The following is a 25,173-nucleotide window of genomic DNA, read 5'->3' as shown; positions in this document are numbered from 1 at the left end:
TGACGCAAATTATCGTGAAAGTGCGAAAGTGCAAAGTGCAAAGGGTCTGCGTTTTGCACTTTCAGCTTGCGGGTTCGGGTGGCTGTTTCTTCTTGATGAAGTTGTACCATTGACCGCCGACACGCTTTGCACCCAAAACACTGCCCATGTTACGCTTGGCGTTCTGCACCGTCCTCTCGGATATTCCGGCTTCGGCTGCGGCTTTTACAATGTCCTCGCTGGCAAGCTCTTTCCCGTCTGCAAGCAGGTCAAGTATCAGCCGTTCAGCCTGTTCGGTTTTGGTGGCGTTGTTGCCGCCCGCGCCGGACAGCAGCTCGTCGGCGGTTATATCATACTCGCCTATCCACGAAAAGCCTGTTTCCGGGTCAAGGCAAAAGGCTATGGGCTTGCCCTCCGGCGCAAGGGAAGATTTGTCATGGACGATAACGCGCACATTCGGCTCTCGCTTCACGCGCCCAATCAGCAGGACGCTCCTTGCTGCGGCACGGAAGTCGATAGAACCTAATCCCCGGTATGCGCTCTGCCCTCCGGCAGCTTTGTTGAGGTGTCCGATAAGGATAACGGCGCACCCGGTACGCTCGGCAACATCGGCAAGGCGGCGGAACATGGGGCGCACTTCGTTTGCCCGGTTCATATCGGTCTTTTCGCCCATGTATGCCTGTATGGGGTCAAGGATAATCAGCCGCGCCCCGTTCTGCGTGATTGCTTTCTCTATGCGTTCGTCGGACAGGGTAAGCTCCCGCTTGGCTTCATCAATCACAAGTACGCGGTCAAGGTCGGCTTCTGCTTCCATCAAGCGGGGCTTGACGGTATCGCCCAGCCCGTCCTCGGCGGTCTGGTAAATTACTTGGAACGGCGGCAAGGGCTTCATTCCCGGCAGCGTTCCCCCGGTGGTGCAGGCGGCGGCAAGGCGTAGGGCAAAGGTGGTCTTGCCCTCGCCGGGATTGCCCTGCACAATGGTTACTTTCCCAAAGGGAATATACGGCTCCCATAGCCATTCAACGGTCTGTGTGTCAACCTTGCTCATGCGGATAATCTCAACGGTTTCTTCCTGCGGTGGCTCTTTCAAGCCGTAGACTGCTTCCCGCAAATACTTCCCGTCTGTGATTTCCGCCCGGTGCTGCAACACCTCGTTCCAATCCTTGAAAAGAGGGATAAGCCGGTGGACGATGTAGCCCTCCGGCATGAGCTTCACAAGGCGGCTGCAAGCGTCGTTTCCGGCTTCGTCGCTGTCAAGGCAGAGGTAAACCGTCTGAATGTCTGGACGGTCAGAGAGAAAGCGTAAGAGGGCTTTTTCTCCCACGCCGCCCAGTGACAAATAGCTTTGCTTTTGCCAATCCTTTTTGAACAGACAGAGGAAAGATAAGAGGTCTATCGGGGCTTCAAAGACAAACAACCTTTCGCCCTCGCCCCGGTAGCAGAAGTTAAAGGCTTTGTCGCTGCCTTTCACATCAAGCCGGAAGCTCCCGGCTGTGCCGCGCTGGTGGGCGTATCGCGGTATGCCGCTTTCATCTCTGCCAACGAATACGGCGTTATGGTGGGCGGCTTCCTCGTAAATATCCCCGGTGGAAAAGAAAAAGCCCGTCACATCTTCATCAATGCGGCGGGCGGCTGTGAGGTAGTTCCTCGCTGTTCTATTGTCGCTGTTTGGGGGCGTTAGCCGGAAGTCAGAAAAGGACGCGGGGCTTGGTCTGTCCGGCGGTTGGGCTGCGCCTTTTTCTCCTGTCAGCATTTCAACGGCTTCGGTAAAGCTCTTGCCGAAAAACTCCATGACAAAATCAATGGGTGCGCCGCCCTTGCTCTGGCTGTGCCTGTACCATTTGTTTCCCCGGACGGTCAAGCTGTCGTGCCGTTTCCAACGGTATTCCTGTCCGGCGCGGGTAAGCTGCTCGCCCTGTGATTGCAGGAAAGAAACAAGGTCGGCTTGGTTGGCGCGGTCTATTTGTTCTTGGGTGTAATACATAAAAGTTCAACTCCTTTCAGCGGTCTATATCATGCCGCTTGGTGCGGCTCTGCGTCTGCTCCGGCTGGTCGGCGCGGAGTGCAATATCCACGCACCTGCGGATTTTTTGAAGCTCGGCAACCTCGGCGCGGGTATCTTTCAGCGTGTCATATTCCGCTTCTCGCTGTGCTTTGAGGGCGGTATATTCTTTCTCCCACGCGGAGATCGGCAGGGTTTTCACGCCCTCCGGCAAATGGGCATGGAGATAGCGGTTTGCCGCGTCCCATAGGGTAAGCTCGGCGCGGCGGGCTTCCGCAAACTTCTCCTGTTTTCCTTTCCAGCGGATTTGCCGATACTCGTCCTGTATGGGCTTGTAGGTTTGATAATTTCTGCCGTACTCCATGAGTTTTTGCAGTTCTTTCATGCGCTGCTCGGCGGTTTTCATTCCCTCCCGGATTGAATGGGCTTTATCGCTGACAGAGGAAAGAGAAGCGTCCAGCTCGTCAAGATTAGAGATACCATGCTCGGAAAGATAGTTGACCGCTGCCGCTACGGTTTTCAGTTCGTCGGCTGCGTGCTGCTGTTGCCAACTCTGCGAATACTTCCGGCTCTTTTCTCTCTGAACGCTCAAATACTTCATCAACAGATTTGCAAGGTTGGGAGATTGCGGCGGCTGTTCCGGGGCGGTTTCCCGCGCTTTGAACAGGTCGGCAATCCACTCTTTGAGCTTCCCAATCTGCGCCCGGATTTCCCGGATAAGGCGGTTTGTCTTTTGGATACTGCGGTTCAGTTCGCCTTTCTCGGTGGCGATACCTTTCTTCTCCATCTGGCAAGCCGCCACGCCCATGTGGACGGTGGGTATCTCGTCAATGCCGCGCTCGGCGTTGCTGCGGTGGTCGATACGCTCCGGGCTTCCGTTCCTCTCCAAAAAGTCGTTGGTAAAGTCAGCCCATGCCTTGCGCCACAAGAGGGTGTTGTCTTTGTCGTTCCAGCCTGTAAGGTCAATTTTGTGCGTCTTGTATCTGCCGCTTGGCAAGCGGATACGCTCGCCGTTTTCGTCAAGGTCATATTCCTTTTTGGATTTCGCTGCCCATGTGCCGCGCTCGTCAAGGGGGCGCATGGTAAGCATGATGTGACAATGGGGGTTGCCGCTGTCGGTGTCATGGATAACAAAATCCACACACATTCCTCTGGAAACAAATTGAGAGGAACAGTATTCCCGGACAAGCCGGATCTGTTCCTCTCTGGATAATTCTGTGGGGAGCGCTGCGTCAATCTCTCTGGCAAGCTGGGCGTTCCCGGCTTTCTCGTAAAGCTCCACGCTGTTCCACAAGGTTGAACGGTCAGCGAACGAGGGCGGTGCGTGGGGCGGCAACATGATTTCTGTATGGACAACGCCGCCTTTGCGAGTGTAGTCATGGGTCATTCCGTCCCATTCGTTTGTCAGCTTTTCGCCGCTTCGGTAGGCGGCTGCGGCAACGGCTGATTTGCCTTTTCCTCGGCTCACAATACCGATGTTCCAATGGTAAATGGCTATGGGTATCACCTCCCGGATAGGATAATAAAACCCGCAAAAATGGTACAGACGCCAACGGCGGGTGTACTGTTTTTGTGGGTGTGCAGGGATAGCCGCGAAGCGGCGCAAGGGGTGCAGCCCCTTGTTGCGGCAAAGCCGCCATATCGGAGCGCGGGGAAATCTCCCTGTGCGGAGATAAAGCCCTCGGCAGAGCGCACACGCCCGCAAGGGTGTATAAGTGCGCCCTTAGTTCCTAAGGGATTTTCAGCTTGTCGTTTCCTCGGCTCGTTTTCTCAAAAACTCCCGTACCGGCTCACTCGTTAATGCAAGCCGGAGAAGCGCGGCAGCTTCCTCGTCGGTCATGCCCTTTGCTTCCGGCACAATGCTTTCAAAGACCGCGCCCCGGACGATAAGGCGGTGGCTGCGCGTTCTGCGTTCCTCTTTGGATAGCTTTTGACGCAACATCTTTTCCCGGTTCTCAAACTGCCGGATTTTCTTCTTTCCGTCCTCAATCTCGGCTTGCAGTTCCTCACGGGTTTTCTCTCTCGGTTTTATCATGGTTGGTCGCTCCTTTCTGCCTGTCGGCGTAGAAAAAGGACAGTCGATTTCTCGGCTGCCCTTTTGGGTGGGTATTAAGTTTTATTGTGTGCTGTTTTATCTTACCCTTATTGTTTTGACACTTTACTTAAACGGGATATTTCATCATCATTATTCAATAATCGTGTTGATAGCAGACTGTACCGCTTTATATCTCCCCTCATTTGAGTGTGCCGCTAAACAGGTAATTAAATATGCTTTTCCATCTTTTTCATACAGAACAACAATGTTATAGGAAGATGCCATTGTTCCTGTTTTCATTCCTTTAACATTTGCATTATAGTACGGTGAATTTTCATCTAAAAATTCATTTGTATTTTTCCATGTAAATTCACCTTGCGGAGTTTGAATTGAAAATTCGCTTTTTCCAATACATTCTTTAACAAAATCGTAGTTAAGGAGCTTCAACGCTACGCGGTTAATGTCATCTAAATGAGAGTCAGCTTGCATAGACGCGCCACTTGGGTCATTATATAAATTTGTTTTGGAATAGCCTGCTTCGATTAAATACTCACTAAGTTCTGTCATGAAATAATCTATATATTCCGTTGCTGTATAACCTTCGCCTAATTCGTTTTTAGCGATATGATATGCCAACGCATAGGCTGCGTCATTTCCGGAAGGAACAAGCATAGCCTCCATGATTTGTTTAACTGTGTATTCCCCAGCATACAGATTTGCTAAAGATGAACCCGCCGGAACAAGTTCTAATACCTCTTGATTTACTTCAACAATATCTTCCAAATCTACTTTTCCCAAAGCATAATCAATGGCAAATAGTTTTGCCAAACTTGCTACTGTGGGAAGTTGGCTATCGCCCTCGTAAAATAAATATTCCTCCTGTTCAATATCATAAACAGAAAATGAAAGAGCGTCCTGCGGAATGTTAAGCTCGTTCGTACTTAGTTGAAAATCAATTTTTTTATAGATGTCCTTTAAGAAATCAAAACGATAAATCCCTGTTTTGTGTAGCCCAATTACTGCAACAAATGCTATAAACAACACTGTTACAAAAGCTATTATCTTTTTACATTTTCTATGCTTCTTCATATTTTTTCTCCCACGAATTTATATCTGCCATTCTGTGCCTTTAAGAAAAGTATAGCACAAGAATATGAACAAATCCACATTATTTCAACAAGTTTGTAGTGCTGTTTTCTCTGGCATATCGCCGCGTTGCTTCCCGTCGTTCCTCGCTGTATGGGGCAGTCAGACGGAAAGAGAAACGCCCTTTCTCAATATCAAACTCCATGCAGCCCGTTTCCGGGTCTGTGTCCGTCTGCTGGCAATTCGCCGGATAACGGCGGCTGTATGCAAGCAGCCGCTTCTTTAAGGCGGTGTTGTGGGTGCGGATATGGATAAGGGGGTCTTTCTCGTCAAACCAAATATCGGTGGTCTTTTCCTGCTTCGTAAGCCCTGTTCTCATAAACTCTCCTTTCTGTGCCCCTGTTACGCAGTAGGGGCATTTTTCGGGTGTTTTTCCCGGCTCTTGACTTGGGGAAAATGAGGATTTTCAAATAGAAATCGCCCGGACAGGGAATGGTTCGTCAGGGCGGCTGTTATCGCAAGATTTCTGTTTTTTCCGGCTCTTGACCGTCAGACGCGGATAAACGCATACTGTCGGCAAGCACCAGTTTGAGCAGCTTGTCGCGGAATGTTTCTGTGCTGCTGTGATTGAAAAATAACTCCGCAACAATGGTCTGCCCGTTCCTCTGGGTCGTGATGATGCTGTCGGGGGTCTGTTCTGCCATAGGCGGCTCCTTTCTTTGGGCGCAAAAGAGGGATTTCCCGTAGTTCGGAAAATCCCTCTTGGTTGACGGTTATTCTGTTTTACTGTGCGGGCTGTGCGGCGGCTGCCTGCGCCTTTCTCCTTGCCCGGTATTCCCGCGCTTTCATGCGGTCATACTCCCGCTGCTTTTCAAGGTTTCGTGCCCGGTACTCCCTTGAATACTGCCGGTGGTAGGCGCGGCTCTTTTCCTTTTTGGCTTCTTCGATTTCCTCCCGCATTTGCCGGATTTCCTGCTCGGTCGGCTCTGCAAGCTGTGTCACTTCATTCTCAAACTTGCCGATATAATTGAAATATATGCTGATGTGCTGGATTGCGTATCTCGCCCTTTTCTGGTCGCGCTCATGCACTTCAATCCGGCTGATAAACTCGTTGAGAATGGCGGGGGTAAGCTCGGTAAAGGCGGCATGGCGTTCTGTCAGCTTCAAAAACCTCTGCGCCCGTCCTCCCGCGTTCTCATAAGCGGATAGCTGCTCTTGGAGCGTGGCAAGCTCCGCTTTCAGCGCATAGTATTCTTCCGAATACTTCTGCGACATCTGCTCATAGCGGTCTTGCGGGATCGTGCCGAGGGCGTTGTCCTCATAGAGCTTATTCAGCACCTTGTCAATCTGTTCAAGGCGCGTCGTGATTTGCGGAATACGCTTCTGCTGCTTTTTGGTCTGGTCGGTCTGCTGCATGGCAAGGTTCTTTTTCACTAAGGCTTCAAACTCTGCCCGGTTGCTGATAGAATAGTCCTCGATTTTCTTCAGCACTTCCGCGATGGTCTGCATGAGCAAGTCCGCGTCCATGATGTGAGGGGAATTGCATTTGGGGTTCTTGGCTTTTCCCTTGTGGTACTCGCTGCAAAAAGCAACGTGCCGCTTGCCGCCGTTCCGGTAATCTATACGAATGTGCATTTTTGCGCCGCAGTCCTTACAGAAAAGCAAGCCGGACAGAGGGTGGATTTCCCCGTCCCCGTTGGGGCGTCTGACGGGTGCGTTTTCCAAAATCCGCTGTACGGTTTCAAAATCGCTGCGGCTGATAATCGGCTCATGCACATTTTCTGTGATGTGCCACTGGCTCCGGTCTACATAGTGGTTATGTTTATCCCGGAAATGCTTTGTAGTCTTGAAGTTGACTACATCTCCGCAATACTCCTGCCGTGTGAGGATATTGGTCAAGGTGACTTTGTTCCACTTGCAGCGGTTATCCTCGTTGAGCGTCTTATTTTTACAGGTTCCCCGCCCTCGGTCTTTCATGTAGAAAGTGGGGGTTGGGATTTGCTCCTGTGTCAGATATACGGCGATTTGGTTGCGGTTCTTCCCACCGATAAACAGACGGAAAATCAAACGGACAACCTCGGCGGCTTCCTCGTCGATTATCCAAAAATCCTTGTTGTCCGGGTCTTTGACATAACCGTAAGGGGCTTCGGTGACAATCGGCTTTCCACTCATGCCTTTGGTCTTAATGCCCGTTTTCACTTTCTTGCTGATGTCCTTTGCGTACCACTCCGACATGATATTGATAAAGGGCGCAAACTCCAGCGTGTCGGGTTTCTCGCTGTCAATGCCGTTGTTGACCGCGATAAAGCGCACATTGTTCCGTCTGAATATCTCCATCGCGTTGCCGACTTGGAGATAGTCGCGCCCCCAGCGGGTAAGGTCTTTCATAATGCAGACACCGATTTTCCCGTTTTCTACATCGTCCATCATGCGGGAGTAGGCAGAACGGTCAAAAAACCTGCCGCTTTCGTCATCGTCGATGTAGTGCCGGATATTGGTTAGGTGCTGCCCTCTGGCATAGTTCTCCAAAAATATTTTTTGGTTCTGTATGCTGTTGCTCTCGCCGCCGTCCCTGTCCTCGTCGCCCACGGAAAGGCGGGAGTAAAGGGCTGTAATTTTGCTATAATCAGTCATGTGCATAACCTCCTGTGCGTCCATGTATGTGTCATTTACACTTAAAATTATGCACTCCAACGAGCAGAACCGTACTCAACATTGTGTCGGTACTTCTTTGCGTTTTTGCCTTTTAGATAGACAGCCAGCCGAAGTCCTGCGCCGCAGAGAATACCAATCAGCAAATCCAACGGGTGAAAGCTGGGAAACGGATTGTTCAGGGCTATCGGAAGGGCATGAAAAAAGCTGAGGATTTTCGCAGATGAATCTGCCCCCTCAGCCAATCTCCATGCTTCTCCTAAATTCGTAGCGAACAACCCTACCAGAAAATACGGTAAATTCAGAATCAGGAGCTTTTTCATTTTTCTCTTATCCATCACAGATCACGCTCCTGTTTCTTCTCTCGAACCTTCTTCGGAATCGCTGCGACAATTTCCTTGAACTTCTTCAGCTGCGCCAGAACGCTCGGCTTTTCATTCTTGGTTAATGCCCTTGCCTGATGTTCCTTGCAGATTGCATCCAAAGCATCTGCATCTTTAGAACGGACAAAAACAAGAAACCGGGGAGGATCAACGGACTTATCTTTTCTTACGGCAAAGTCCACGCCATACTTCTTGGCGAGCTTTTCAAAATCACGGATACTCTCTTTGTCGATCTCAACATTCGTAGCACCCTGATTCTGTCCCAAAAGCTGTTTCACGGATTGCTTTCCATGAACGGCAGGGTCTCGTGCCTTTTTCATCTTCACTTTTTCCCGGTGCTGCAAATACTTGCGGATACCGGCAATGATAGTGCGCCCCGTCAGCTTGGTTGTGCTGATCGCCAGGTTTACTGTTCTGTTTTCAACTTCTTCCTGCATGATTCATCACCTCCTGCAAGCAGTAGAGTGAACAGATTATCGTGCCATATCTCTGTGGTCGTAATACAGATTGCCCTTGGCAACTGCGGCATGGCTGATAATCTTGATATTGCCAGCTTTCTGGTTATCCAGAGCCTTCTGATAACCCACATCGCTCAAATACAGGCGATTTCTTTCGCCTTTCCAACCGACAGGCGATTCATCGGTCAGCACATCGAAAATAATCATGTGCTTGGTGGCGTCATCAAATCGTGCCAAGTCCATATAGGTATGTCCCTGGTACTCCTTGGCACCATCCTGAATCCGCTTTCGCTCCATCAGCTCTCCAATCGTCGAATTTCTTTGCATAAGAACCTCCTTACAGAACATCTCGGTCAGGGTTACTTTTGTGGGGAACCGAATCAGCTTTGACAGGTGCATCTTCTTTCTTCACCATGTCATCCGGCAGGGGAAGCGCCATAATGCTGCGCCCCATGCGTACAAAAGTCTCAGGCTGATGAAAGTGTTCCTCAAACTGCTTCATCAGTTCCGGGGACAGAGAACAAAAATCATCCTCGCCCAATCCCACAACCAGAAAATCACCGGCGATAATGTCATAAATATCGCCGTCATCATCACGCAGCGCACGGTTCAGTTCTTTGCCTACGAGTTTACCTTCGTCGTGCATCACCAGTGCAACCGGCTCATTGAACGGATAAGTTGCCTCAATATCGCCACCTACGGCTTTCTGCAAATCCTCCAGCTCACAGCCGATCTGCACAGCCTGCGGATACATGAACGGCTTTACCAGCAACACATTCATGGTATCTGCCTGTTCTTTCTGAACCTCCCGTTCCTCGGTCGTGCCGAACGCAACACCGGTAAAGTTTTCGGAGTCCAGAATGTACTCCGAATTGTAATAAGCGGCTCTAACCTGTTCCTCTGCCGCATCGTGAGATTCTGCTTGCACCGTAACCGTTTTCTCCAAGGTTTCGGTGATCTTCACATCGTATTCTTTCAAGTTTCGATACCTCCGTTTCTTTGGAAATAAGAAAAGCGACCATCCATGAACCTGTTACAGTTCATAAATAGTCGCATCCACATCGGCTAAAAGCTCGAACAAGCAAATATCGTCCAGTTCGCAAATCAGGGAACCCATGTCGAAGAAAATATCGTCCTCGCATTCCACCGTAGTAACCACGCTGCGGTGTTCGTTAAGACAAATGGCTTCTTCCTTGTCCATCGTGATCGTAGACATACAGGACACCACATAGAATGTCATATCTTCTGCTAACCACAGCTCCTTGCTCTGAATCGTGCGAACTTTTTCATCGCCGCTCATATCTTCTACATAGGACAGAAGCCGCACGGCTCTGCTGTTCAGAAGTACCTTTCCCTGATAGTCGATACCCTCACCAGCAGAGGACAATACTCGATACTCGCTAATCATCTCGGCATTTTTCTGAAACGACTTTGCCAGAAGCGCAGGAGAAATATCATCGAACTCCTCACTGTAGTTTACGAGCATATCTACCATATAATCAGGATCGCAAAGGTCGTAGAGTTCTTCCAAAGCGCCCTGAATGTTTTTGGGTGTAAACATTTTTTACCTTACCTTTCCATTGATTTTTCTCTTTTTTTCTGCCATTGCTCCAAAAGCTGAATGATTTTATCCTCCATCTGCTTGTTGGTATAGGACTTCGGGAAGTATTTTCGCAACGAATCCGTTTTGAAGGTTACTCTGTCCAGCTCTCCCTTCTTGATTTCATTCATAATCTCGCACATCGCATCCAGCGTACACTCGCCCTCCTGTGCGAGCTTTTTAATTCGCTGTGCTTGCGAAAGGGAAGGAGCTGCTTGAGCATAATCCATTGCAGAAAGAAAATCCTTCTGTTCTTCACTTGCCAGATAGGAAAGCTCCACCGCAGGATTGAATTTGATCTGACCCGTATCTACCATATCCAGCAGTTCCGGAATCAGTTCGGTCAGACGGATATAACGGTGTACCTGATTTCTGCTTTCTCCTGCCTCCTGACCGACTATATCCATTGCCTGCAACTTCATCCCAACTTGGGATGAAGTTAAATCGGTGCGTTGACCTTGATGTTTAATCGCATCCAGCTTCATCTTATAAGCAAATGCTCTTTCACTCGGCAGGATACTCTCCCTCTGCAAATTCGCATCAACCATCAAAATAATGGCTGCATCATCGTCCAGGTCACGAACAATCGCAGGCATGGTTTCCTTACCCGCAAGCTCCGATGCCCGGTGCCGCCTGTGACCAGAAACGATTTCATAACCACCGTCGGGGTCAGGACGGACAATCGCAGGAGTGAGAACTCCGAAATCTCGGACGCTCTCTGCCGTTTTCATCATTTCTTCATCATCAACCACACGGAAGGGGTGTCCCTCAAAGGGGTGTAGCTCAGAAAGCGGAATTTCCTGCACACGCTCCTGCTGGGCTTCAGCTCTGGATTGATCGGTGGAGAAAATATCATCGTACCCCTTCAAGCTGATGTTTGCGCCTTTTTTCTGCATTGTTTAACACCTCCTTCGTCAGAATTTTATAGGCTTCGGCAACTTTGCCTTTGGGATCATGCTTGAAGATACTGGTTCCCTCTGCGCTGATTTCCTCTGCACGGACAGAGCGGGGAATGTCGGTCTTGTAAACCTTCAGCTTTCCGCCGTAGCTCTCCCGAATCAGATTGCTGATGTCTTTGGAGTAGTTGGTGCGGCTGTCCACCATCGTCAGAAGAATCCCTTCAATCCTCAGTTTCGGGTTGATTTGCCTCTTGACCTTGTTGATGGTTCCAAGCAGCTGTTCCAGACCCTTTGCAGGAAGGTATGCTGCCTGAACCGGTATCAGCACATTGTCGGCAGCTGCCAACGCATTGACGGTCAGCATACCCAAAGACGGCATACAGTCAAGAAGAATGTAATCATAATTCTGTTTGACTGTATCCAGGTATTGCCGGAGAATGGTTTCCCGGCTCATGGCATTGACCAGTGCTACCTCCATACCTGAGAGTTCGATGTTGGACGGCACCAAATCAACGCCCTCCGGATGATGAAGAATCCCTTCATCGGGAGTAATAGGGTTTTCCATCATAATCTTTCCCATCAGATCGGAAAGTGTCGGAGACAGATCATCCGGGCAGGGATTGCCCAAACTGACCGTCAGGGAAGCCTGGGGATCGGTGTCTACCAGAAGCACCTTTTTTCCTTCAAGAGCCAAGCCAACGCCCAGATTCTCGGTGGTGGTGGTCTTTCCAGTGCCTCCTTTCTGATTGACCACCGCAATGATGGTTGCTTTTTTCGACATTTATCGTCACTCTCCTTCCTCTCGCTTCATTTTCAATTTCTTAAATCCTCCTTCCAAATATCCGTGTGACATATCGTGCCGAACAAGAGCATCGTAGTAGGTGTCTATTGTCGTCGGCGCATTGTATATCGTAGTCAGCATATACTGACGGATATTTCTAATCTTTGTGGTGTTCTCCTTGAAGCAGTCCATAACATATCGAATGTGTTCGGCATTCAGTTTCATAAACCGACTGCGGACAATTTCTGCCGGACGCTCCTCTGCACCAATGCGAATCAACGGTCGCTTCGTGCAAACTGTTTCAACGATCAACTCCAGAATGTTATCCAGCATTTCGGAATCGTAAGGGTAATCCTTCTTCAACAAATCCATACTGAGCTGATCCGAGAAATAATCAAAGTATTCTTGATACCGGTCATTCTCGTCCATCATTCCACCATTTCCGGAAGGAAAGATAGAATCAGTATCACTAAATTCAGTATTTTTAATATCAGTATTATTACATTGTGATTTCGGAAGTTCTTGAGTTGTGATTTCCATTGTTCCAGAATTGTGATTTTCACAATTCAAGAGTTGTGAATCCACAGCAGAGATAAAGTTCTTCACATAGATCAGGTTGGGCTTTCCCAAACCCTGGCGCTTACGTTCAATCAATCCTGCTTTCTTCTCAAGTTCACTGAGCAGCTTGATAGCCTTTTGTTCAGCACAGTTCAGAGCCATCTTCGCTTCGTCGATTGTAAAAATGATATACACTCTACCGTTTTTATCTATCCAACCATTCTTGGCAGACAGGCTCATGCGGTCAAGCAAAATGCCATACAGCATCTTGGCATCGGCAGAAATATTCCAGAACCTCTCGTTCGTGAACAACACCTTCGGAACTCGATAGAATGTGAATAGATCGGATTGCTGACCGTAAAAATAATCAAAACTCACACGGCTTCACCACCTTCTTTCTGCGGAAAACTTTCTGTTGTCAGCGGAATGCTGCGGAAAGTCGTATCCGTCTTTTCGTAAGGACATCGGGCAAAATAGTAGAAGCGGTATTCCTGTTCATACACATCCATATCAACGAAGCCCCACTTCACGCATAACCTTCTTCGTACACCAACCAATGCACGGGTGATCTCGCCCATAGGGACAGCCATCACATTCCGACTTGGGTTTCGGCGGCAAAGAGATTAAGTAGTAGCAATTATTTCTACCCAGACGGCAGCCCTTTCTGCCATTCGTCCAGAAGTAGCAGTAATGACAGTCGCTCGGCTTGTCTGCGGTATAAACAGGCTTGCTCAAATAAAACACCTCCAATCTCTTGTATTTGCCCATGGGTTTGGGCATAAAAAAAGAGCGCCTATCCATCCCCAATGCGGGGCAAATAGACGCTCTATGTACATAACGATATTTAATTTTATCTGCTATAACTGCATGGTATTCAAAACATCCGCCTTTTTTGATTAGCTGGATTTTTGGCACGATTTTGGGGCTGATTAGCAGGAAGGGCATTTTCATTAGCAAGAACAGCCCGTTTTCTGCTAAAAATTAGCTGGCGATTTTGTCTTATAACAACCGTTCGATTCTGGAGGGGTTGTCAAAAATCAAATTTTGGAGTAGAATTTTATCTCATACAGTGAAAGAGCTTTTTCGTAGCTTTTTATATAAGAAAAGCCGAAAACCCTTGAAAACAAAGGCTTTCGGCGTTGTTCACTGGCGTCCATAAGAGGATTTGAACCTCCGACCCCACGCTTAGGAGGCGTGTGCTCTATCCAGCTGAGCTATATGGACGTGTCTGATATATGATTATAGCCCGATCAAAGTCGAACTGCAATCCCTTATTTAGTTTTTTTTGAGGTGGCCGTTGTAACGCAACCTTAGGAGGCGCTTGTTATATCCATTTAACTATGGGAACAAATGCCGTATTTTCGGGCTTTTTCAGCCTTTTCGGTCACGGCGACCAACTTTATGAACTCAATCACTTTCGTGATGAATTATCTCTTTCTTATCTCTTCTAATTTTTCAGATTTCGCTTCCTTAAGTGACCCTCAAACGCTACCCTTTTTCTTCAAAAAGGTTCCGCCATGGTTCTACCTTAGGAGGCGAACACTCCATCCTACTGAGCTACAGAGATTTACATGTTTCACGTGAAACATATATCGTATTTTCATACTGCATTTTATTATAATTCATTTTCATGTGTTCTGCAACTATTTTCTCTTCTCACATGCTCCGTATACAATTTCTGTTCTACCGTCTCATTTGCTTTTATCTCCATCCGGACCTGAATCCGAGGATTTTTTATAGACCTTTACGCAAAATGAGCCGTTCCCATCATCCATATTTTTCCTTTAAACCGACGTCCCGGAAGCGGTTCTCCAAGCAGATCCATCTTATTGATACCTACGCGGAAATACAGCTCGTTGCATTCCACCTTGAGATCATAGATTTCCTCGCCAGTAAACCGGTTTTTCTTACATACAACCTCTTTGATCTCGCCTAAAATCGAATACTGATCGCACTCGATCCCGCTTGGCATAAAAGTTGTATCGACGATCGAATAAATATCCTCTCTCGTCGCCCGGCGCGATGCCATCGAATAGAGATCCAGATCCTCGATTGTTAAGGACTCCATCGCATCCTCGTCGCCATTTTTTGCCGCTTCCAAAAGTTCATCCCGGTTTTTCGCCGCCACTTTGGCTTTTTCAATCTGCAGCGCCGTCTTTTTGATCGGAAGAAGCACCTTGCCCCGATTGGCAAATCCTGCCAGGCTGACCGAATTCACCTGTAAGCGCTCGCGCTCTTTCCGGTAACACTCCCTGTATTCGATCGGATTCAAGAGATAAAAGATCAGCGAAAGCCCTACCTTATACTCATCCAGAAGCCCCGCATAGGTTTCCTTCTCCGTATGACGCTGAATGGAACATTCTGCCCGCGAGGTTACCTCCTCGTTCAGGATATAGGGATAATAATACTCTATCTCCATCTCATCCTGCTTATTCAGCTCCCCATACATCGCCACGCCGATCCCCGGCGCAACTTCTGTCTTGATCTCATATAATTCGGTCTCCCTGTCAAGCTGAAGACAGCTGGAGGTTCCCGCCTCTCTCGCCAGACAGCGAAGCAGGGCACGGATGTCCTTCTTCTTCTGATACATACTAAATCCGGCAGCTCGCAAAAAACGATGCATATTGACTCCTTCTAACTACAATCCGCAGCTGCTGTCAACACATACAGCCGCCTCATTTCTATCCTTTATTTTCCTTACTTATACCCAAGCGCACGCTCCAGTGCTTCCTTCTCTTCACTTCCTAAAAGCACCTCGGTCTTGCCCTCTACGACATCCTTCAGATACAGGTAACAGCCTTCACGGCTGTGAACAGAATTCAGCACAAATCCCGTGTTGTTATCATCCAGCATGGCAATGACAAAACTCAGATTGCCGCCCATGCCCTTAAACGCATTGTACTTGACAATACCGGTTTTCTGGTATCCAGCCTGCGCCTTGGAGACAACCGAATCCACCAGGCGTTTTGTATCTCCGTCCTTTGCCCGCAGATACTCGGTCTCATCCACCAGTTCCATGATCGTGTCTTCGAGCGTCTCCGCATCTTTTCCCCGCATAAACATATCATATCTGCGATACAACTTCCTATACTGCGAAAAACAGATGACGGACGCAATAAATGATATGAGTGTCAGGATCGCCAGAACGATCACGATAACCCCCGGATCGATGCCAATCCCGCTAAAAATACTGCTCTCCATCTTTCATTCCTCATTTCCCATCATCCGTCCCCTAGGACGAATTTTGTGTGATTACTGTCTTAATGACTCCAAAAGCTCAATCAGACGTTCCAGTTCCGCTGATGAATAGTATTCGATCTCGATTCTGCCTTTATTCTTATCCTTGCGGTTGATCGAAACCTTCGTTCCCATAACTCCTTTCAGCTTCTCTTCCACATCCTTGAAAAAGACCTCCATATCGCGTTCCGGATCTGCTTTCTTTTTCACCTTTTTCGGCTTCAAAAGCTCTTTCACCAAACGCTCGACCTCGCGGACGCTCAAATGATTTTCTACTGTTTTAAGCGCCAACTGGTACTGTTTTTCACCATCTTCCAGCGAAAGAAGCGCTCTCGCATGACCTCCGGTAAGCCGATCCTGAATCAGCATCTCCTGCACTCTCTCATCCAGTTTCAAAAGACGCATGCTGTTCGTGATCGTCGCACGGTTCTTCGCTACGCGCTCTGCCACGTCCTCCTGACGCAGCCCAAACTCCTGAATCAGCATCTGGTAGGCTTTCGCCTCCTCAATCGGATTTAAATCTGCACGCTGTACATTCTCGATCAGGGCGATCTCCATCGTCTGCTGTCTCGTATACTCGCGCACGATCACCGGAACTTCCCGAAATCCTGCCAGTTTGGCAGCTCTCCACCGGCGCTCTCCGGCAATCAGCTCATAACGATCGCCCTTTTTCTGAACCAGAAGCGGCTGCAGCACGCCGTAACGGCGGATGGATTCTGCCAGCTCTCCGAGCTGTTCTTCATCAAACATCTTACGCGGCTGGCTGACATTTGGCTCAATCTCCGAAATATTTAGAAATTTCTCTTTTTCCACCTCGACGATCTTTACGACCGGCTCCGCTTTTGCCGTCTGTGTCTTCGATTTTGCCGCCGTCTCCCCGGCTGTGCGGGTTTTTCCTTCTGTCGTCGTCTTTCCGGATGCCTTTGCAACTCCCACACGGCTGCCTTTTCCCACTGTTTTCGCAGCTGTCTTTCCGGCAGACGCCGATTTTTTCTGTTTTTTAGATCCCGGAAGCACCATATCCAGCTCTTCCAGGCTCTTTTTCTCTATCTCCTGTTCCGTCTCACGAACGGAAGTCTTTTTTCCGGCTTCATCCGATGGCTTTGCGCTGCTTTTTCCCGCTTCTGCATCCTCGTAATCATTTCCAAAAAAAGCTCCCAGTCCTCTGCCAAGCCCCGTTCTCTTTGACATTTCCTTCCTCCTCATGAACCTCCCGACGCCCCCCGGCAGGCATCCTTTCTGAATTTCACTTCACCGTTATTTTCCTGCCTACAGCTCTTCTCCCCGGCTGATCACCTCTGCTGCCAGCAGACGGTAGCTCTCTGCACCGGTCGAACGGCTGTCGTACAGGTTGATCGGCATTCCGTGGCTCGGCGCCTCCGCCAGTCGCACATTTCTCGGTATGATCGTCTTGTAAATCCGCTCATTTAAGTTCTGTTTTACATTCTCTACGACCTGCAGGGAGAGATTCGTTCTCGCATCATACATGGTAAATACCACGCCCTCCAGCTCCAGCGACGGATTCATCTTTTTCCGGACCAGACCGATCGTCCGGAGTACCTGGCTCAGTCCTTCCAGCGCATAATATTCGCACTGGATTGGCACCAGCACTGTATCTGCCGCTACCAGCGCATTGATCGTCAAAAGACTCAGCGACGGCGGGCAGTCGATGATAATAAAATCATACTGATCGCGGATTGTCTCCAGATAACCGTTTAACACCGACTCTTTATTTTCCACATCCAGAAGTTCAATCTCAGCTCCTGCCAGATTCGAATCCGAAGGAAGAACATCCAGATTTTCCTGAACATCGCGCATCAGACAGTCCTCCAGTGTGCAATCGCCCAAAAGCAGCTCATAGACTGTATCTTCAATCTGTTCTTTTTCCAATCCCAAACCAGTGGTTGCATTTCCCTGCGGATCAAAATCGATCGTCAGAACCCTCTGTCCCGCCTCTGCCAGGCATGCCGACAGGTTGATCGCCGTTGTCGTTTTACCTACGCCGCCCTTCTGATTTGCAATCGCAATCGTTCGTCCCATACCGTATTCCTTCCATTTCCTCGGTTTTATCTCACATGAAAGACAGGAAAAAGCCTTCCCGCAGGCATCCGCACAGCGATTTCCAGCTTTTTCCCGTTCTTGTCTTGCCTAATAGTATAACACACTTAAAACTCATTTCCTACTTTTTTAGAAAAATTTCATTTAAAATGTTTCACGTGAAACATCGGCTCCACCGTCTCCCCCAGAGCACACCATTTATCTGCCAGACACACAATCCATGCCTCGCGGCACTGAGGCGGCACCGGTATCAGCGGAAACATATGACGTGCGATGATATTTTTTTCCTTCCAATTTAAATGATAATCTCTCTGTGCATTTCCAAGCGCTGTTTTCGGGTGACGGAAGCCGTGCAGGCGGTGCGAAGAATCCTTCTGATGCCAGTCATACAAAAAATAATCGTGCAGCAGTGCCCCTCTCACAAGTGATTTTGGTTCCAAGCGAATCTGCCACCGTTCCATCATCCAAAGGCTTGTGTAGGCAACATTGAGGCTGTGGCGGTAAATGGATGTCGTACCATGCTGCATCGCCAGCTTCTCCTCGTCTAAGCGCCCTTCCTGCTTCAGTTCGCGTATCGTTTCCGCCAGCAGCCGCTGCCTGCCCGCCGACAACTGAAAAGATTTCTCTGTCTTCCGTTCCATACGATGCTGAAAGCATAACTTATTTTCCTTCTTTATCATATCGCGCATTTCTTTCCCCATCGATTGATTTTTTGATACGTGAACATTATAATGATTTTAATATCGATTTTCAATGAAATTTTGTTTACATAAAATGGCATGTTCATAACTGTTCACAGGTAGAAATTTTCTGAACTGAAAATTCCGAACGCTACAATTCTGGTTGCAGATTTTTCCGATTTGAAATGCGAAGCATCGGCAAAATCCCGTTACTTGGGCACACATCTGTGAACAGATATTCTGTGAAAAAACGCTGGAAATAGCTGAACTGGAATACAGGAAAATATGATATAATATGAGCACTTAGCGAGGTGTTTTCGAGCTTAGTGCGAGTCATACCTAAATACTTAATGAAGCAGAGCCAAAGGCGATAGCTGAATTTAGTATTTATGGTATAATAGAATTACTTGATGAGATATTTTCAAGTTTAATTTTTCGATTCAAAAGGAGCTTTCTATATGAACACAAAAAACAAGATCATGACCTGCCTGATGCTGTCCGCCGGCGGCGCAGTTTCACTGGCACTTTTAAATAAATATATTCAATTTTCTGCCACCTCCCGCGGTCTGACCCGGGAAGAGAATTCTCTCTGCTACAAATGGCGGCTGGGAAATATCTACTATACAAAATGCGGTTCCGGCAAACCGCTTCTGTTGATTCACGATCTGCACTTTGCATCGAGCGGCTATGAGTGGGAATCCATCCGCGAACAGCTCAGCCACTCCTACACCGTCTACACGCTCGACCTTCTCGGCTGCGGACGTTCCGAGAAGCCGAACCTGACCTACACAAATTACCTGTTTGTCCAGCTGATCTGTGATTTTATCAAATCTGAGATCGGACATCGGACCAACATTCTCTCCACCGGTGATTCAGCGGCACTGTCTATCATGGCGTGCAGCAACTCTCCAGAACTGTTTGATCAGATCATGCTCATCAACCCGAGCAGCCTTACCGACTGTTGTCAGCTTCCGGGTAAAAATGCCAAGCTTTATAAGCTTCTTCTGGATCTCCCGCTGGCTGGAACGCTCATTTACCACATTGCGTGCAGCCGCTCTATGATCGAAGAGGCATTCCGCACCAAATATTTTTACAATCCGTATACCGTAAAACCGGTTCAGATCGACCGCAGCCACGAAGCCGCACATCTCGGCGAATGTCCGAAAGCGATCTTCTCCAGTATTGAATGCCGCTATACCAAGTGCAATATTTCCAATGCTCTCAGGAAGATCGACAACAGCATCTTCATCATCGGCGGTTCCGAGGAACCGATGATCGAGGCGACGATTCAGGATTACAAGATTTATAATTCCGCAATCGAGTCCTCTATCATCCCAAAGACCAAACATCTGCCGCAGTTAGAACAGCCGGATGCCGTGATGGATGCGATCCATATGTTTTTTTCTTAAAAAAGGATAATGCGTATGCATACCGCGGAGCGTTTTTTCGTCATAGGACGAAGCTTATTACTGTTCATGCATACGTGCCCAGTAACGGAATTTGCCGTGGCTTCGCATTTAAATACGGCAAATTCCTGCTGCCACCACGTTTTCTTACGGCACTTTCGGTTCCAACAGTGCCTACCCGCGAACAGTTACTCTCTCTTTCCCACATCTCCATAAAAATTGCTTTTTCATACTCATACCATGATGCAGATACCATTTTCCAGTATCTTTCATATTCACAGCGTCATCCTTCCGTGCGCCTTGTTTGTTTCTTCTTGATAGGAACGGTCCTAATGTTTCATCCAGGTCCCGCCGCACTATCTATATACAAACAAAACCCCCGGAATGCTCCTCTTTATTCTACATTATTCCCACTCGATCTCCTCGGCTTTCGCACAAAAAACTATATTCTGTAACGAAAACTCAAATTTTATAAATTTTTCCTATTATCTTCAGCTCTGCCATCGCCTCTACCTGTTTCTCCAGATTTCCTCTGTCATATGCCTGATACGGCTTCTGGAACACAATCTTCCAGGACAAATATTCAGTCATACATTTTTGTTTAAACCCCGCCTATATGAAAAAGAAAGACTGCATACCCTACGTGTTCCATATACAGTCTTTCTCTTTCTACCTTTTGATTGCTTTATTTCAGCGGCTCCCGCGATGGCGTTCCCGCTTTTCTCGGATACTTCTTTCCCGTCCTCTCTGTCTTATGAATCCGGACCAGGTTACGCTCATCCTCATTGGCAAGGTGGAAGGAAATCACATCCTCCAGCTCGCCGCCCAGCTTGCGGATCGCACCTTTTCCCGTCTTCATCTCTTCCTCCAGTTTGCCTGATTTGTACGGTACAAACCAGCCTCCCACCTTGACAAATGGCAGGCAGTATTCCGACAGCGTGGACAGATTTGCCACCGCGCGTGAAACGCAGAAATCAAATGTTTCACGTGAAACATTATCATGTGCCGCATCTTCCGCCCGTCCGTGAACCGCCTGAATTTTTTCCAGTTCCAATGCCTGAATTACCTCGTTCAGAAAGTTGATCCGCTTATTTAAAGAATCGAGAAGCGTGACCTTTAAATTTGGAAATGCAATCTTTAACGGGATACCCGGAAATCCAGCTCCCGTTCCAACATCGATCAACGTATACTCTTTCTCTGCCAGATCCGGCACCGCTTTCACAAGTGCCAGACTATCCGAAAAATGTTTGGTCACAACTTCCTTCTGTTCCGTGATCGCTGTCAGATTCACCATCGTATTCCAATGAATCAACAGTTCATAGTAATCGTAGAACTGCTTGATCTGGTGTTCATTTAACGTGACGCCCATCTCCTGCGCTTCTTTCTGAAGCTGCTCGGTAAAGTCTGCCGGAGGCAGAACCACACCGCTTTCTACTTTATTTTCTTCTGCCATAAATATATCCTTTATGATATGTTCTATTTTTTCTCAGGTTCTTATCTATCTTACATTTTGAGTTTCTGCAATGCGTTTACCTGTTTCCATGCAGTCTCTGAATCCGCTCGTTTCTATATTTACAGTTCTTTCTTCTCTTCCCCATGTCCCGCATGGCGGCTCTGCTCTAAGTGTACCAGCAGCACCGAAATGTCCGCCGGTGACACGCCCGCGATTCGGGATGCCTGACCGATATTTGCCGGTTTATAGAGATTTAATTTCTGTACTGCCTCACGGCGCAGGCTTCCGACCGTGGAATAGTCGAAGTTTTCATCCAGCTTCCGGCTCTCCATCTTCTTGAACTGTGCAACCTGCTGCAGCTGGCGTCGGATATAGCCGTCATACTTGATGTTGATGTTGATCTGCTCGATCACATCTTCCGGAAGTTCCGGACGGTTCGGATCCAGCTCTGCCAGTGCTTCATAGCTTAACTCCGGACGGCGTACCAGCTCTGCCAGCGTTGCCGCGGTCTTGAGCGGGGTGCTTCCGTGGCGCTCTAAAAATTCCTGCACTTCTTTTCCAGCGCCAATGTTGATCTTCTCCAGACGCTTTGCCTCTTCCTCGATCATTTTTTCTTTCCAGAGGACACGCTCATACATCGCATCACTGACCAGTCCAATCTCATGCCCGATCGGGGAAAGACGCAGATCCGCATTGTCCTGACGCAAAAGCAGGCGGTATTCCGCACGCGACGTCATCATCCGGTACGGTTCATGGTTTTCTTTGGTAACCAGATCGTCGATCAAGACACCGATATATGCCTGGGAACGGTCGAGGATGATCGGTTCTTTTCCCAGCACTTCGCGCGCCGCATTGACACCCGCCATAAAGCCCTGTACCGCCGCTTCCTCATAACCGGAGCTTCCGTTAAACTGACCGCCGCTGAACAATCCCCGGATCGCCTTAAATTCCAGCGATGCCTTTAACTGGCGTGCATTGATACAATCGTACTCAATCGCATATGCATTTCGAACAATTTTGACATTTTCAAGTCCCGGTACGGTACGGTACATCGCGTACTGCACATCCTCCGGCAGGGAACTGGACATACCGCCCAGATACATTTCATTCGTATAAATTCCCTCCGGCTCGACAAAAACCTGATGACGGTTCTTATCTGGAAATTTTACCACCTTATCCTCGATCGATGGACAGTAACGCGGACCTGTTCCCTCGATCGCGCCCGAAAAGAGGGGCGATCGATCCAGGTTGTTGCGGATGATCTCATGTGTTTTCTCATTGGTATAGGTCAGCCAGCAGGACACCTGCTCCTTCTGTACCGACTCCGGATCGGTGGAAAAAGAAAATGGCACAACCCTCTCATCGCCGAACTGCTCTTCCATCTTAGAAAAATCGATGCTGCGCTTATCGACACGCGCCGGTGTGCCCGTCTTGAAACGGAACATCTCGATTCCCAGCTTTTTCAGGGAGTCTGTCAGATGGTTTGCCGCCTGCAGACCATTCGGTCCGGTCGGATTGCTCACATCGCCATAGATACATCTCGCTTTCAGGTACGTTCCCGTTGCCAGCACCACCGCCTTGCAGTAATACGTCGCGCCGGAGTACGTTCTCAGTCCTTTGATCTGACCTTCTTCCACGATCAGCTCTGCCACCTCTCCCTGACGGATCGTCAGGTGATCGGTATTTTCCATGGTACGGCGCATCTGGCGGGTATATTCCTGCTTGTCCGCCTGCGCGCGGAGCGAATGCACCGCCGGTCCCTTAGACTGGTTGAGCATCTTGGACTGTATAAAGGTTTTATCTATATTTTTTCCCATCTCGCCGCCGAGCGCATCCAGCTCGCGCACCAAGTGGCCCTTCGAGCTTCCGCCGACATTCGGGTTGCACGGCATCAGGGCGATGCTGTCCACGCTGACGGTAAACACGATCGTCTCGAGTCCCAGTCTCGCGCTTGCCAGCGCTGCCTCACAGCCGGCGTGTCCCGCCCCGACGACCGCTACATCATAATTTTCTGTTAAACAGGGCATGTTTCCTCTTTCCTCTCTATCTCTGCGTTCTATTCAAGTCGAACGTCCGTGAGACTTGGCGCGTGATTCTGGTCAGCGTAAGCTGACATATTCTTTACAGAATCACTGCGCATCCTCGCGGAGCGTTTATCTCAGTCGGAGACAAGGCTTCCACTGAGACAAATTTGCTATTACTCACCACCTGAAGAGGTGGGAGTCTTCTCGACTGAGATAAACACTGCGGCTCATGCGCCGTATGATTCGCAGCCGATTTTACTGCAGCTGCACATTTCAATTTGATCAAACGCCTTATATTCTTTCTTGTTTTCAGATCCACCCTATCATACCACAAGGAAAGAAACCTTGCAAAAAAATTGATCTATTTCCCCATACAAAAATGGCTGAAAATCTCATTCACCAGATCCTCTTCCAGTGATTCCCCAAGGATCGTTCCAAGATGTTCATAGGCATCCATCAGATCAATCGAGAAAAAATCCTCCGGCATCGCATTGTCGATGCTTGTCTCGACCAGACGCAGGCTTTTCAGCGCCTGCTCCATCGCCGTCTTGTGACGGACGTTTGCCAGCATGACCTGATCGTTGAAATTCAGGTTTCCCTGCAAGAACATCGTCTGAATTTTTTCCTCCAATCGATCAATTCCCTGCTGTTCCTTCGCCGATACCGGGATCACTTCCTGCCCGCACGCTTCGCGAAGCGCTTCTTCTGTGAGAACCGGTTCCAGATCTGTCTTATTTAAGAGGACGATCACCTTCCGTCCCCGGATCAAATCGAGGATCTGACGGTCATTTTCATCCAGCTCCCTTGATCCATCGACCACATACAAGATCAAATCTGCCTCATCCGCAATCTTTCTCGCCCGTTCCACGCCAATCTTTTCAACGATATCCTCCGTTTCCCGGATGCCCGCCGTATCGATCAAATTTAAGCTAAGCCCGCGCAGACGGATATTTTCCTCCAGCGTATCGCGTGTCGTACCGGCGATCTCTGTCACAATCGCGCGCTCCTCTCCCAGCAGTACATTCATCAGGGACGATTTTCCTGCATTCGGCTTACCTAAGATCACGGTTTTGATCCCCTCCGTCATGATACGCCCGTTGTCAAACGTCCCGATCGACGCCTCCAGTTCCATCTCAATCGGCTGCAGCGTCTCCCGAAGGCGCTCCGGGTATCCGTCCAGGGAAATATGCTCCGGATCATCAAGTGCGGACTCAATAAAGGCGATCTCATAGATTAGTTTTTCGCGGAGTTCCCGCACTTTCCGCGACATTGAACCGCTCAACTGGCTGACCGAAGACTGCAGCGCATACTCATTTTTCGACTGGATCACATCGATCACGGCTTCCGCCTGCGAAAGATCAATTCTGCCATTTAAAAACGCCCGCTTCGTAAATTCGCCTGGTTCCGCCAGCCGCGCCCCACATTTTACCGCCAGCTCCAGAATCCGCTTCATCACCAGAACGCCTCCGTGACAATCAATCTCTACCGTGTCCTCCGCCGTATAACTGTGCGGACCGCGCATCAAAAGAAGCAGCACTTCATCGATCCGTTCCTCTCCATCCCGAATATATCCATAATGAATCGTATACGTTTTCTGCTCTGAAAGCCTCTTCCCCGCCACCGCCGGTTCAAACATCCGCTCCGCCACCGCAACAGCGTCCGAACCGCTAATCCGGATAATCCCAATCCCCGAACTCGAAAGCGCCGTCGCGATCGCGGCGATTGTATCTGTATATACCATATATATATAAATCCTTCCTTGCTTTTTATCTTCTTATTCTATACCATATGGAAGCATTTTCCCATCTTTATTTACAAATCTAGTCTAATATTTATTTCTTTTTTCATGTTTTCACGATAAACCTCTCGCGCTCGATCCCCC

At 48.7% G+C, this 25,173-nt stretch carries 25 protein-coding genes, 1 tRNA gene and 1 pseudogene; 1 reads left to right on the top strand and 26 read right to left on the bottom strand.

Features of this window, described 5'->3' with window-relative positions; translation table 11 throughout:
- Window positions 1–61: 61 nt before the first annotated feature.
- From DXD12_RS04385 to DXD12_RS04275, 22 genes and pseudogenes are all read right to left on the bottom strand, one after another.
- Window positions 62–1,963: an AAA family ATPase gene (locus DXD12_RS04385; RefSeq protein ID WP_118637570.1), complete on the bottom strand. Its 1,902-nt coding sequence runs from the start codon at window positions 1,961–1,963 to the stop codon at window positions 62–64.
- A gap of 16 nt (window positions 1,964–1,979) precedes the next feature.
- Window positions 1,980–3,479, bottom strand: a complete 1,500-nt coding sequence (gene mobQ / locus DXD12_RS04380; RefSeq protein WP_243105356.1) for a MobQ family relaxase — start codon at window positions 3,477–3,479, stop codon at window positions 1,980–1,982.
- Window positions 3,480–3,722: 243 nt separating this feature from the next.
- Window positions 3,723–4,016, bottom strand: coding sequence for a DUF3847 domain-containing protein (locus DXD12_RS04375; RefSeq protein ID WP_118637568.1), 294 nt, complete (start codon window positions 4,014–4,016; stop codon window positions 3,723–3,725).
- Between the two features lie 150 nt (window positions 4,017–4,166).
- A complete protein-coding gene (locus DXD12_RS04370) occupies window positions 4,167–5,105 on the bottom strand; it encodes a serine hydrolase (RefSeq protein WP_040219241.1) in 939 nt (312 codons plus the stop codon).
- Between the two features lie 79 nt (window positions 5,106–5,184).
- A complete protein-coding gene (locus DXD12_RS04365; protein ID WP_117831495.1) occupies window positions 5,185–5,481 on the bottom strand; it encodes a hypothetical protein in 297 nt (98 codons plus the stop codon).
- A 133-nt stretch (window positions 5,482–5,614) separates the two neighbouring features.
- Window positions 5,615–5,806 (bottom strand): transposon-encoded TnpW family protein, encoded by a 192-nt coding sequence (locus DXD12_RS04360; RefSeq protein ID WP_118637566.1) that lies wholly within the window; start codon window positions 5,804–5,806, stop codon window positions 5,615–5,617.
- Between the two features lie 79 nt (window positions 5,807–5,885).
- Window positions 5,886–7,760 carry a recombinase family protein gene (locus DXD12_RS04355; protein ID WP_118637564.1) on the bottom strand — a complete coding sequence of 625 codons (1,875 nt, stop codon included), beginning with the start codon at window positions 7,758–7,760 and terminating at the stop codon, window positions 5,886–5,888.
- A 32-nt stretch (window positions 7,761–7,792) separates the two neighbouring features.
- Window positions 7,793–8,092: pseudogene (locus DXD12_RS04350) on the bottom strand (type IV secretory system conjugative DNA transfer family protein); the annotation flags it as partial.
- The gene (locus tag DXD12_RS04345) at window positions 8,092–8,574 is read right to left on the bottom strand and encodes a PcfB family protein (protein WP_002304320.1); all 483 of its coding nucleotides are present in this window, start codon (window positions 8,572–8,574) and stop codon (window positions 8,092–8,094) included. The gene DXD12_RS04345 and the pseudogene DXD12_RS04350, both read right to left, overlap by 1 nt.
- A 36-nt stretch (window positions 8,575–8,610) precedes the next feature.
- Window positions 8,611–8,922, bottom strand: coding sequence for a DUF5720 family protein (locus DXD12_RS04340; RefSeq protein ID WP_002304317.1), 312 nt, complete (start codon window positions 8,920–8,922; stop codon window positions 8,611–8,613).
- A gap of 10 nt (window positions 8,923–8,932) precedes the next feature.
- Entirely contained in the window at window positions 8,933–9,574 is a 642-nt protein-coding gene (locus DXD12_RS04335; RefSeq protein ID WP_002588969.1) for a DUF3846 domain-containing protein, read from the bottom strand.
- 54 nt (window positions 9,575–9,628) lie between these two features.
- Window positions 9,629–10,156 carry a hypothetical protein gene (locus tag DXD12_RS04330; RefSeq protein ID WP_002304315.1) on the bottom strand — a complete coding sequence of 176 codons (528 nt, stop codon included), beginning with the start codon at window positions 10,154–10,156 and terminating at the stop codon, window positions 9,629–9,631.
- An 8-nt stretch (window positions 10,157–10,164) separates the two neighbouring features.
- The gene (locus DXD12_RS04325; RefSeq protein ID WP_002304314.1) at window positions 10,165–11,091 is read right to left on the bottom strand and encodes a ParB/RepB/Spo0J family partition protein; all 927 of its coding nucleotides are present in this window, start codon (window positions 11,089–11,091) and stop codon (window positions 10,165–10,167) included.
- A complete protein-coding gene (locus tag DXD12_RS04320; protein ID WP_002304313.1) occupies window positions 11,048–11,875 on the bottom strand; it encodes a ParA family protein in 828 nt (275 codons plus the stop codon). The genes DXD12_RS04325 and DXD12_RS04320 overlap by 44 nt, the downstream gene beginning before the upstream one ends.
- 6 nt (window positions 11,876–11,881) lie before the next feature.
- Window positions 11,882–12,811 (bottom strand): DUF6017 domain-containing protein, encoded by a 930-nt coding sequence (locus DXD12_RS04315; protein WP_002304312.1) that lies wholly within the window; start codon window positions 12,809–12,811, stop codon window positions 11,882–11,884.
- Window positions 12,808–13,011, bottom strand: a complete 204-nt coding sequence (locus DXD12_RS04310) for a hypothetical protein (protein ID WP_223385014.1) — start codon at window positions 13,009–13,011, stop codon at window positions 12,808–12,810. Before DXD12_RS04310 ends, DXD12_RS04315 begins: the two co-directional genes overlap by 4 nt.
- Before the next feature lie 569 nt (window positions 13,012–13,580).
- Window positions 13,581–13,657: transfer RNA gene (locus tag DXD12_RS04300), tRNA-Arg, on the bottom strand.
- Between the two features lie 520 nt (window positions 13,658–14,177).
- Entirely contained in the window at window positions 14,178–15,056 is an 879-nt protein-coding gene (locus DXD12_RS04295) for a DUF3881 family protein (RefSeq protein WP_118637562.1), read from the bottom strand.
- Between the two features lie 74 nt (window positions 15,057–15,130).
- On the bottom strand, window positions 15,131–15,634 hold the full coding sequence (locus DXD12_RS04290) for a DUF4446 family protein (RefSeq protein ID WP_107000950.1): 504 nt from the start codon (window positions 15,632–15,634) through the stop codon (window positions 15,131–15,133).
- A 51-nt stretch (window positions 15,635–15,685) separates the two neighbouring features.
- Window positions 15,686–16,861 carry a ParB/RepB/Spo0J family partition protein gene (locus DXD12_RS04285; RefSeq protein ID WP_118637560.1) on the bottom strand — a complete coding sequence of 392 codons (1,176 nt, stop codon included), beginning with the start codon at window positions 16,859–16,861 and terminating at the stop codon, window positions 15,686–15,688.
- 78 nt (window positions 16,862–16,939) lie between these two features.
- Entirely contained in the window at window positions 16,940–17,710 is a 771-nt protein-coding gene (locus DXD12_RS04280) for an AAA family ATPase (RefSeq protein ID WP_107000951.1), read from the bottom strand.
- Window positions 17,711–17,868: 158 nt separating this feature from the next.
- Complete coding sequence (locus DXD12_RS04275; RefSeq protein ID WP_243021913.1) at window positions 17,869–18,408, bottom strand: HD domain-containing protein; 540 nt, start codon at window positions 18,406–18,408, stop codon at window positions 17,869–17,871.
- A gap of 458 nt (window positions 18,409–18,866) precedes the next feature.
- On the opposite strand from DXD12_RS04275, the gene DXD12_RS04270 reads away from it, so the two are divergent.
- Window positions 18,867–19,817, top strand: coding sequence for an alpha/beta hydrolase (locus DXD12_RS04270; RefSeq protein WP_117796780.1), 951 nt, complete (start codon window positions 18,867–18,869; stop codon window positions 19,815–19,817).
- Between the two features lie 459 nt (window positions 19,818–20,276).
- Here the strand turns inward: DXD12_RS04270 and DXD12_RS15760 are convergent, their stop codons facing one another.
- The 4 genes from DXD12_RS15760 to mnmE form a co-directional block, all read right to left on the bottom strand.
- Window positions 20,277–20,405 carry a hypothetical protein gene (locus tag DXD12_RS15760; protein WP_270224374.1) on the bottom strand — a complete coding sequence of 43 codons (129 nt, stop codon included), beginning with the start codon at window positions 20,403–20,405 and terminating at the stop codon, window positions 20,277–20,279.
- A gap of 94 nt (window positions 20,406–20,499) precedes the next feature.
- Complete coding sequence (gene rsmG / locus DXD12_RS04265; RefSeq protein ID WP_118471741.1) at window positions 20,500–21,267, bottom strand: 16S rRNA (guanine(527)-N(7))-methyltransferase RsmG; 768 nt, start codon at window positions 21,265–21,267, stop codon at window positions 20,500–20,502.
- A 119-nt stretch (window positions 21,268–21,386) separates the two neighbouring features.
- Window positions 21,387–23,294, bottom strand: coding sequence for a tRNA uridine-5-carboxymethylaminomethyl(34) synthesis enzyme MnmG (gene mnmG / locus DXD12_RS04260; RefSeq protein WP_118637558.1), 1,908 nt, complete (start codon window positions 23,292–23,294; stop codon window positions 21,387–21,389).
- 358 nt (window positions 23,295–23,652) lie between these two features.
- A complete protein-coding gene (gene mnmE / locus DXD12_RS04255) occupies window positions 23,653–25,032 on the bottom strand; it encodes a tRNA uridine-5-carboxymethylaminomethyl(34) synthesis GTPase MnmE (RefSeq protein WP_118637556.1) in 1,380 nt (459 codons plus the stop codon).
- Between the last annotated feature and the right edge of the window lie 141 nt (window positions 25,033–25,173).

The sequence above is a fragment of the Clostridium sp. TF11-13AC genome (assembly GCF_003481065.1).
GTDB lineage: Bacteria > Bacillota > Clostridia > Lachnospirales > Lachnospiraceae > Otoolea > Otoolea fessa.
This window is presented reverse-complemented; position numbering and strand designations above follow the sequence as displayed.

Bases quoted from the DNA above. Each gene is read 5' to 3' on its own strand.
- DXD12_RS04385 (WP_118637570.1), bottom strand. From the start codon at position 1,963: ATGTATTACACCCAAGAACAAATAGACCGCGCCAACCAAGCCGACCTT.
- DXD12_RS04375 (WP_118637568.1), bottom strand. From the start codon at position 4,016: ATGATAAAACCGAGAGAGAAAACCCGTGAGGAACTGCAAGCCGAGATT.
- DXD12_RS04370 (WP_040219241.1), bottom strand. From the start codon at position 5,105: ATGAAGAAGCATAGAAAATGTAAAAAGATAATAGCTTTTGTAACAGTG.
- DXD12_RS04365 (WP_117831495.1), bottom strand. From the start codon at position 5,481: ATGAGAACAGGGCTTACGAAGCAGGAAAAGACCACCGATATTTGGTTT.
- DXD12_RS04360 (WP_118637566.1), bottom strand. From the start codon at position 5,806: ATGGCAGAACAGACCCCCGACAGCATCATCACGACCCAGAGGAACGGG.
- DXD12_RS04355 (WP_118637564.1), bottom strand. From the start codon at position 7,760: ATGGACGCACAGGAGGTTATGCACATGACTGATTATAGCAAAATTACA.
- DXD12_RS04345 (WP_002304320.1), bottom strand. From the start codon at position 8,574: ATGCAGGAAGAAGTTGAAAACAGAACAGTAAACCTGGCGATCAGCACA.
- DXD12_RS04340 (WP_002304317.1), bottom strand. From the start codon at position 8,922: ATGCAAAGAAATTCGACGATTGGAGAGCTGATGGAGCGAAAGCGGATT.
- DXD12_RS04330 (WP_002304315.1), bottom strand. From the start codon at position 10,156: ATGTTTACACCCAAAAACATTCAGGGCGCTTTGGAAGAACTCTACGAC.
- DXD12_RS04325 (WP_002304314.1), bottom strand. From the start codon at position 11,091: ATGCAGAAAAAAGGCGCAAACATCAGCTTGAAGGGGTACGATGATATT.
- DXD12_RS04320 (WP_002304313.1), bottom strand. From the start codon at position 11,875: ATGTCGAAAAAAGCAACCATCATTGCGGTGGTCAATCAGAAAGGAGGC.
- DXD12_RS04310 (WP_223385014.1), bottom strand. From the start codon at position 13,011: ATGGGCGAGATCACCCGTGCATTGGTTGGTGTACGAAGAAGGTTATGC.
- DXD12_RS04295 (WP_118637562.1), bottom strand. From the start codon at position 15,056: ATGCATCGTTTTTTGCGAGCTGCCGGATTTAGTATGTATCAGAAGAAG.
- DXD12_RS04290 (WP_107000950.1), bottom strand. From the start codon at position 15,634: ATGGAGAGCAGTATTTTTAGCGGGATTGGCATCGATCCGGGGGTTATC.
- DXD12_RS04285 (WP_118637560.1), bottom strand. From the start codon at position 16,861: ATGTCAAAGAGAACGGGGCTTGGCAGAGGACTGGGAGCTTTTTTTGGA.
- DXD12_RS04280 (WP_107000951.1), bottom strand. From the start codon at position 17,710: ATGGGACGAACGATTGCGATTGCAAATCAGAAGGGCGGCGTAGGTAAA.
- DXD12_RS04275 (WP_243021913.1), bottom strand. From the start codon at position 18,408: ATGATAAAGAAGGAAAATAAGTTATGCTTTCAGCATCGTATGGAACGG.
- DXD12_RS04270 (WP_117796780.1), top strand. From the start codon at position 18,867: ATGAACACAAAAAACAAGATCATGACCTGCCTGATGCTGTCCGCCGGC.
- DXD12_RS15760 (WP_270224374.1), bottom strand. From the start codon at position 20,405: ATGACTGAATATTTGTCCTGGAAGATTGTGTTCCAGAAGCCGTATCAG.
- rsmG (WP_118471741.1), bottom strand. From the start codon at position 21,267: ATGGCAGAAGAAAATAAAGTAGAAAGCGGTGTGGTTCTGCCTCCGGCA.
- mnmG (WP_118637558.1), bottom strand. From the start codon at position 23,294: ATGCCCTGTTTAACAGAAAATTATGATGTAGCGGTCGTCGGGGCGGGA.
- mnmE (WP_118637556.1), bottom strand. From the start codon at position 25,032: ATGGTATATACAGATACAATCGCCGCGATCGCGACGGCGCTTTCGAGT.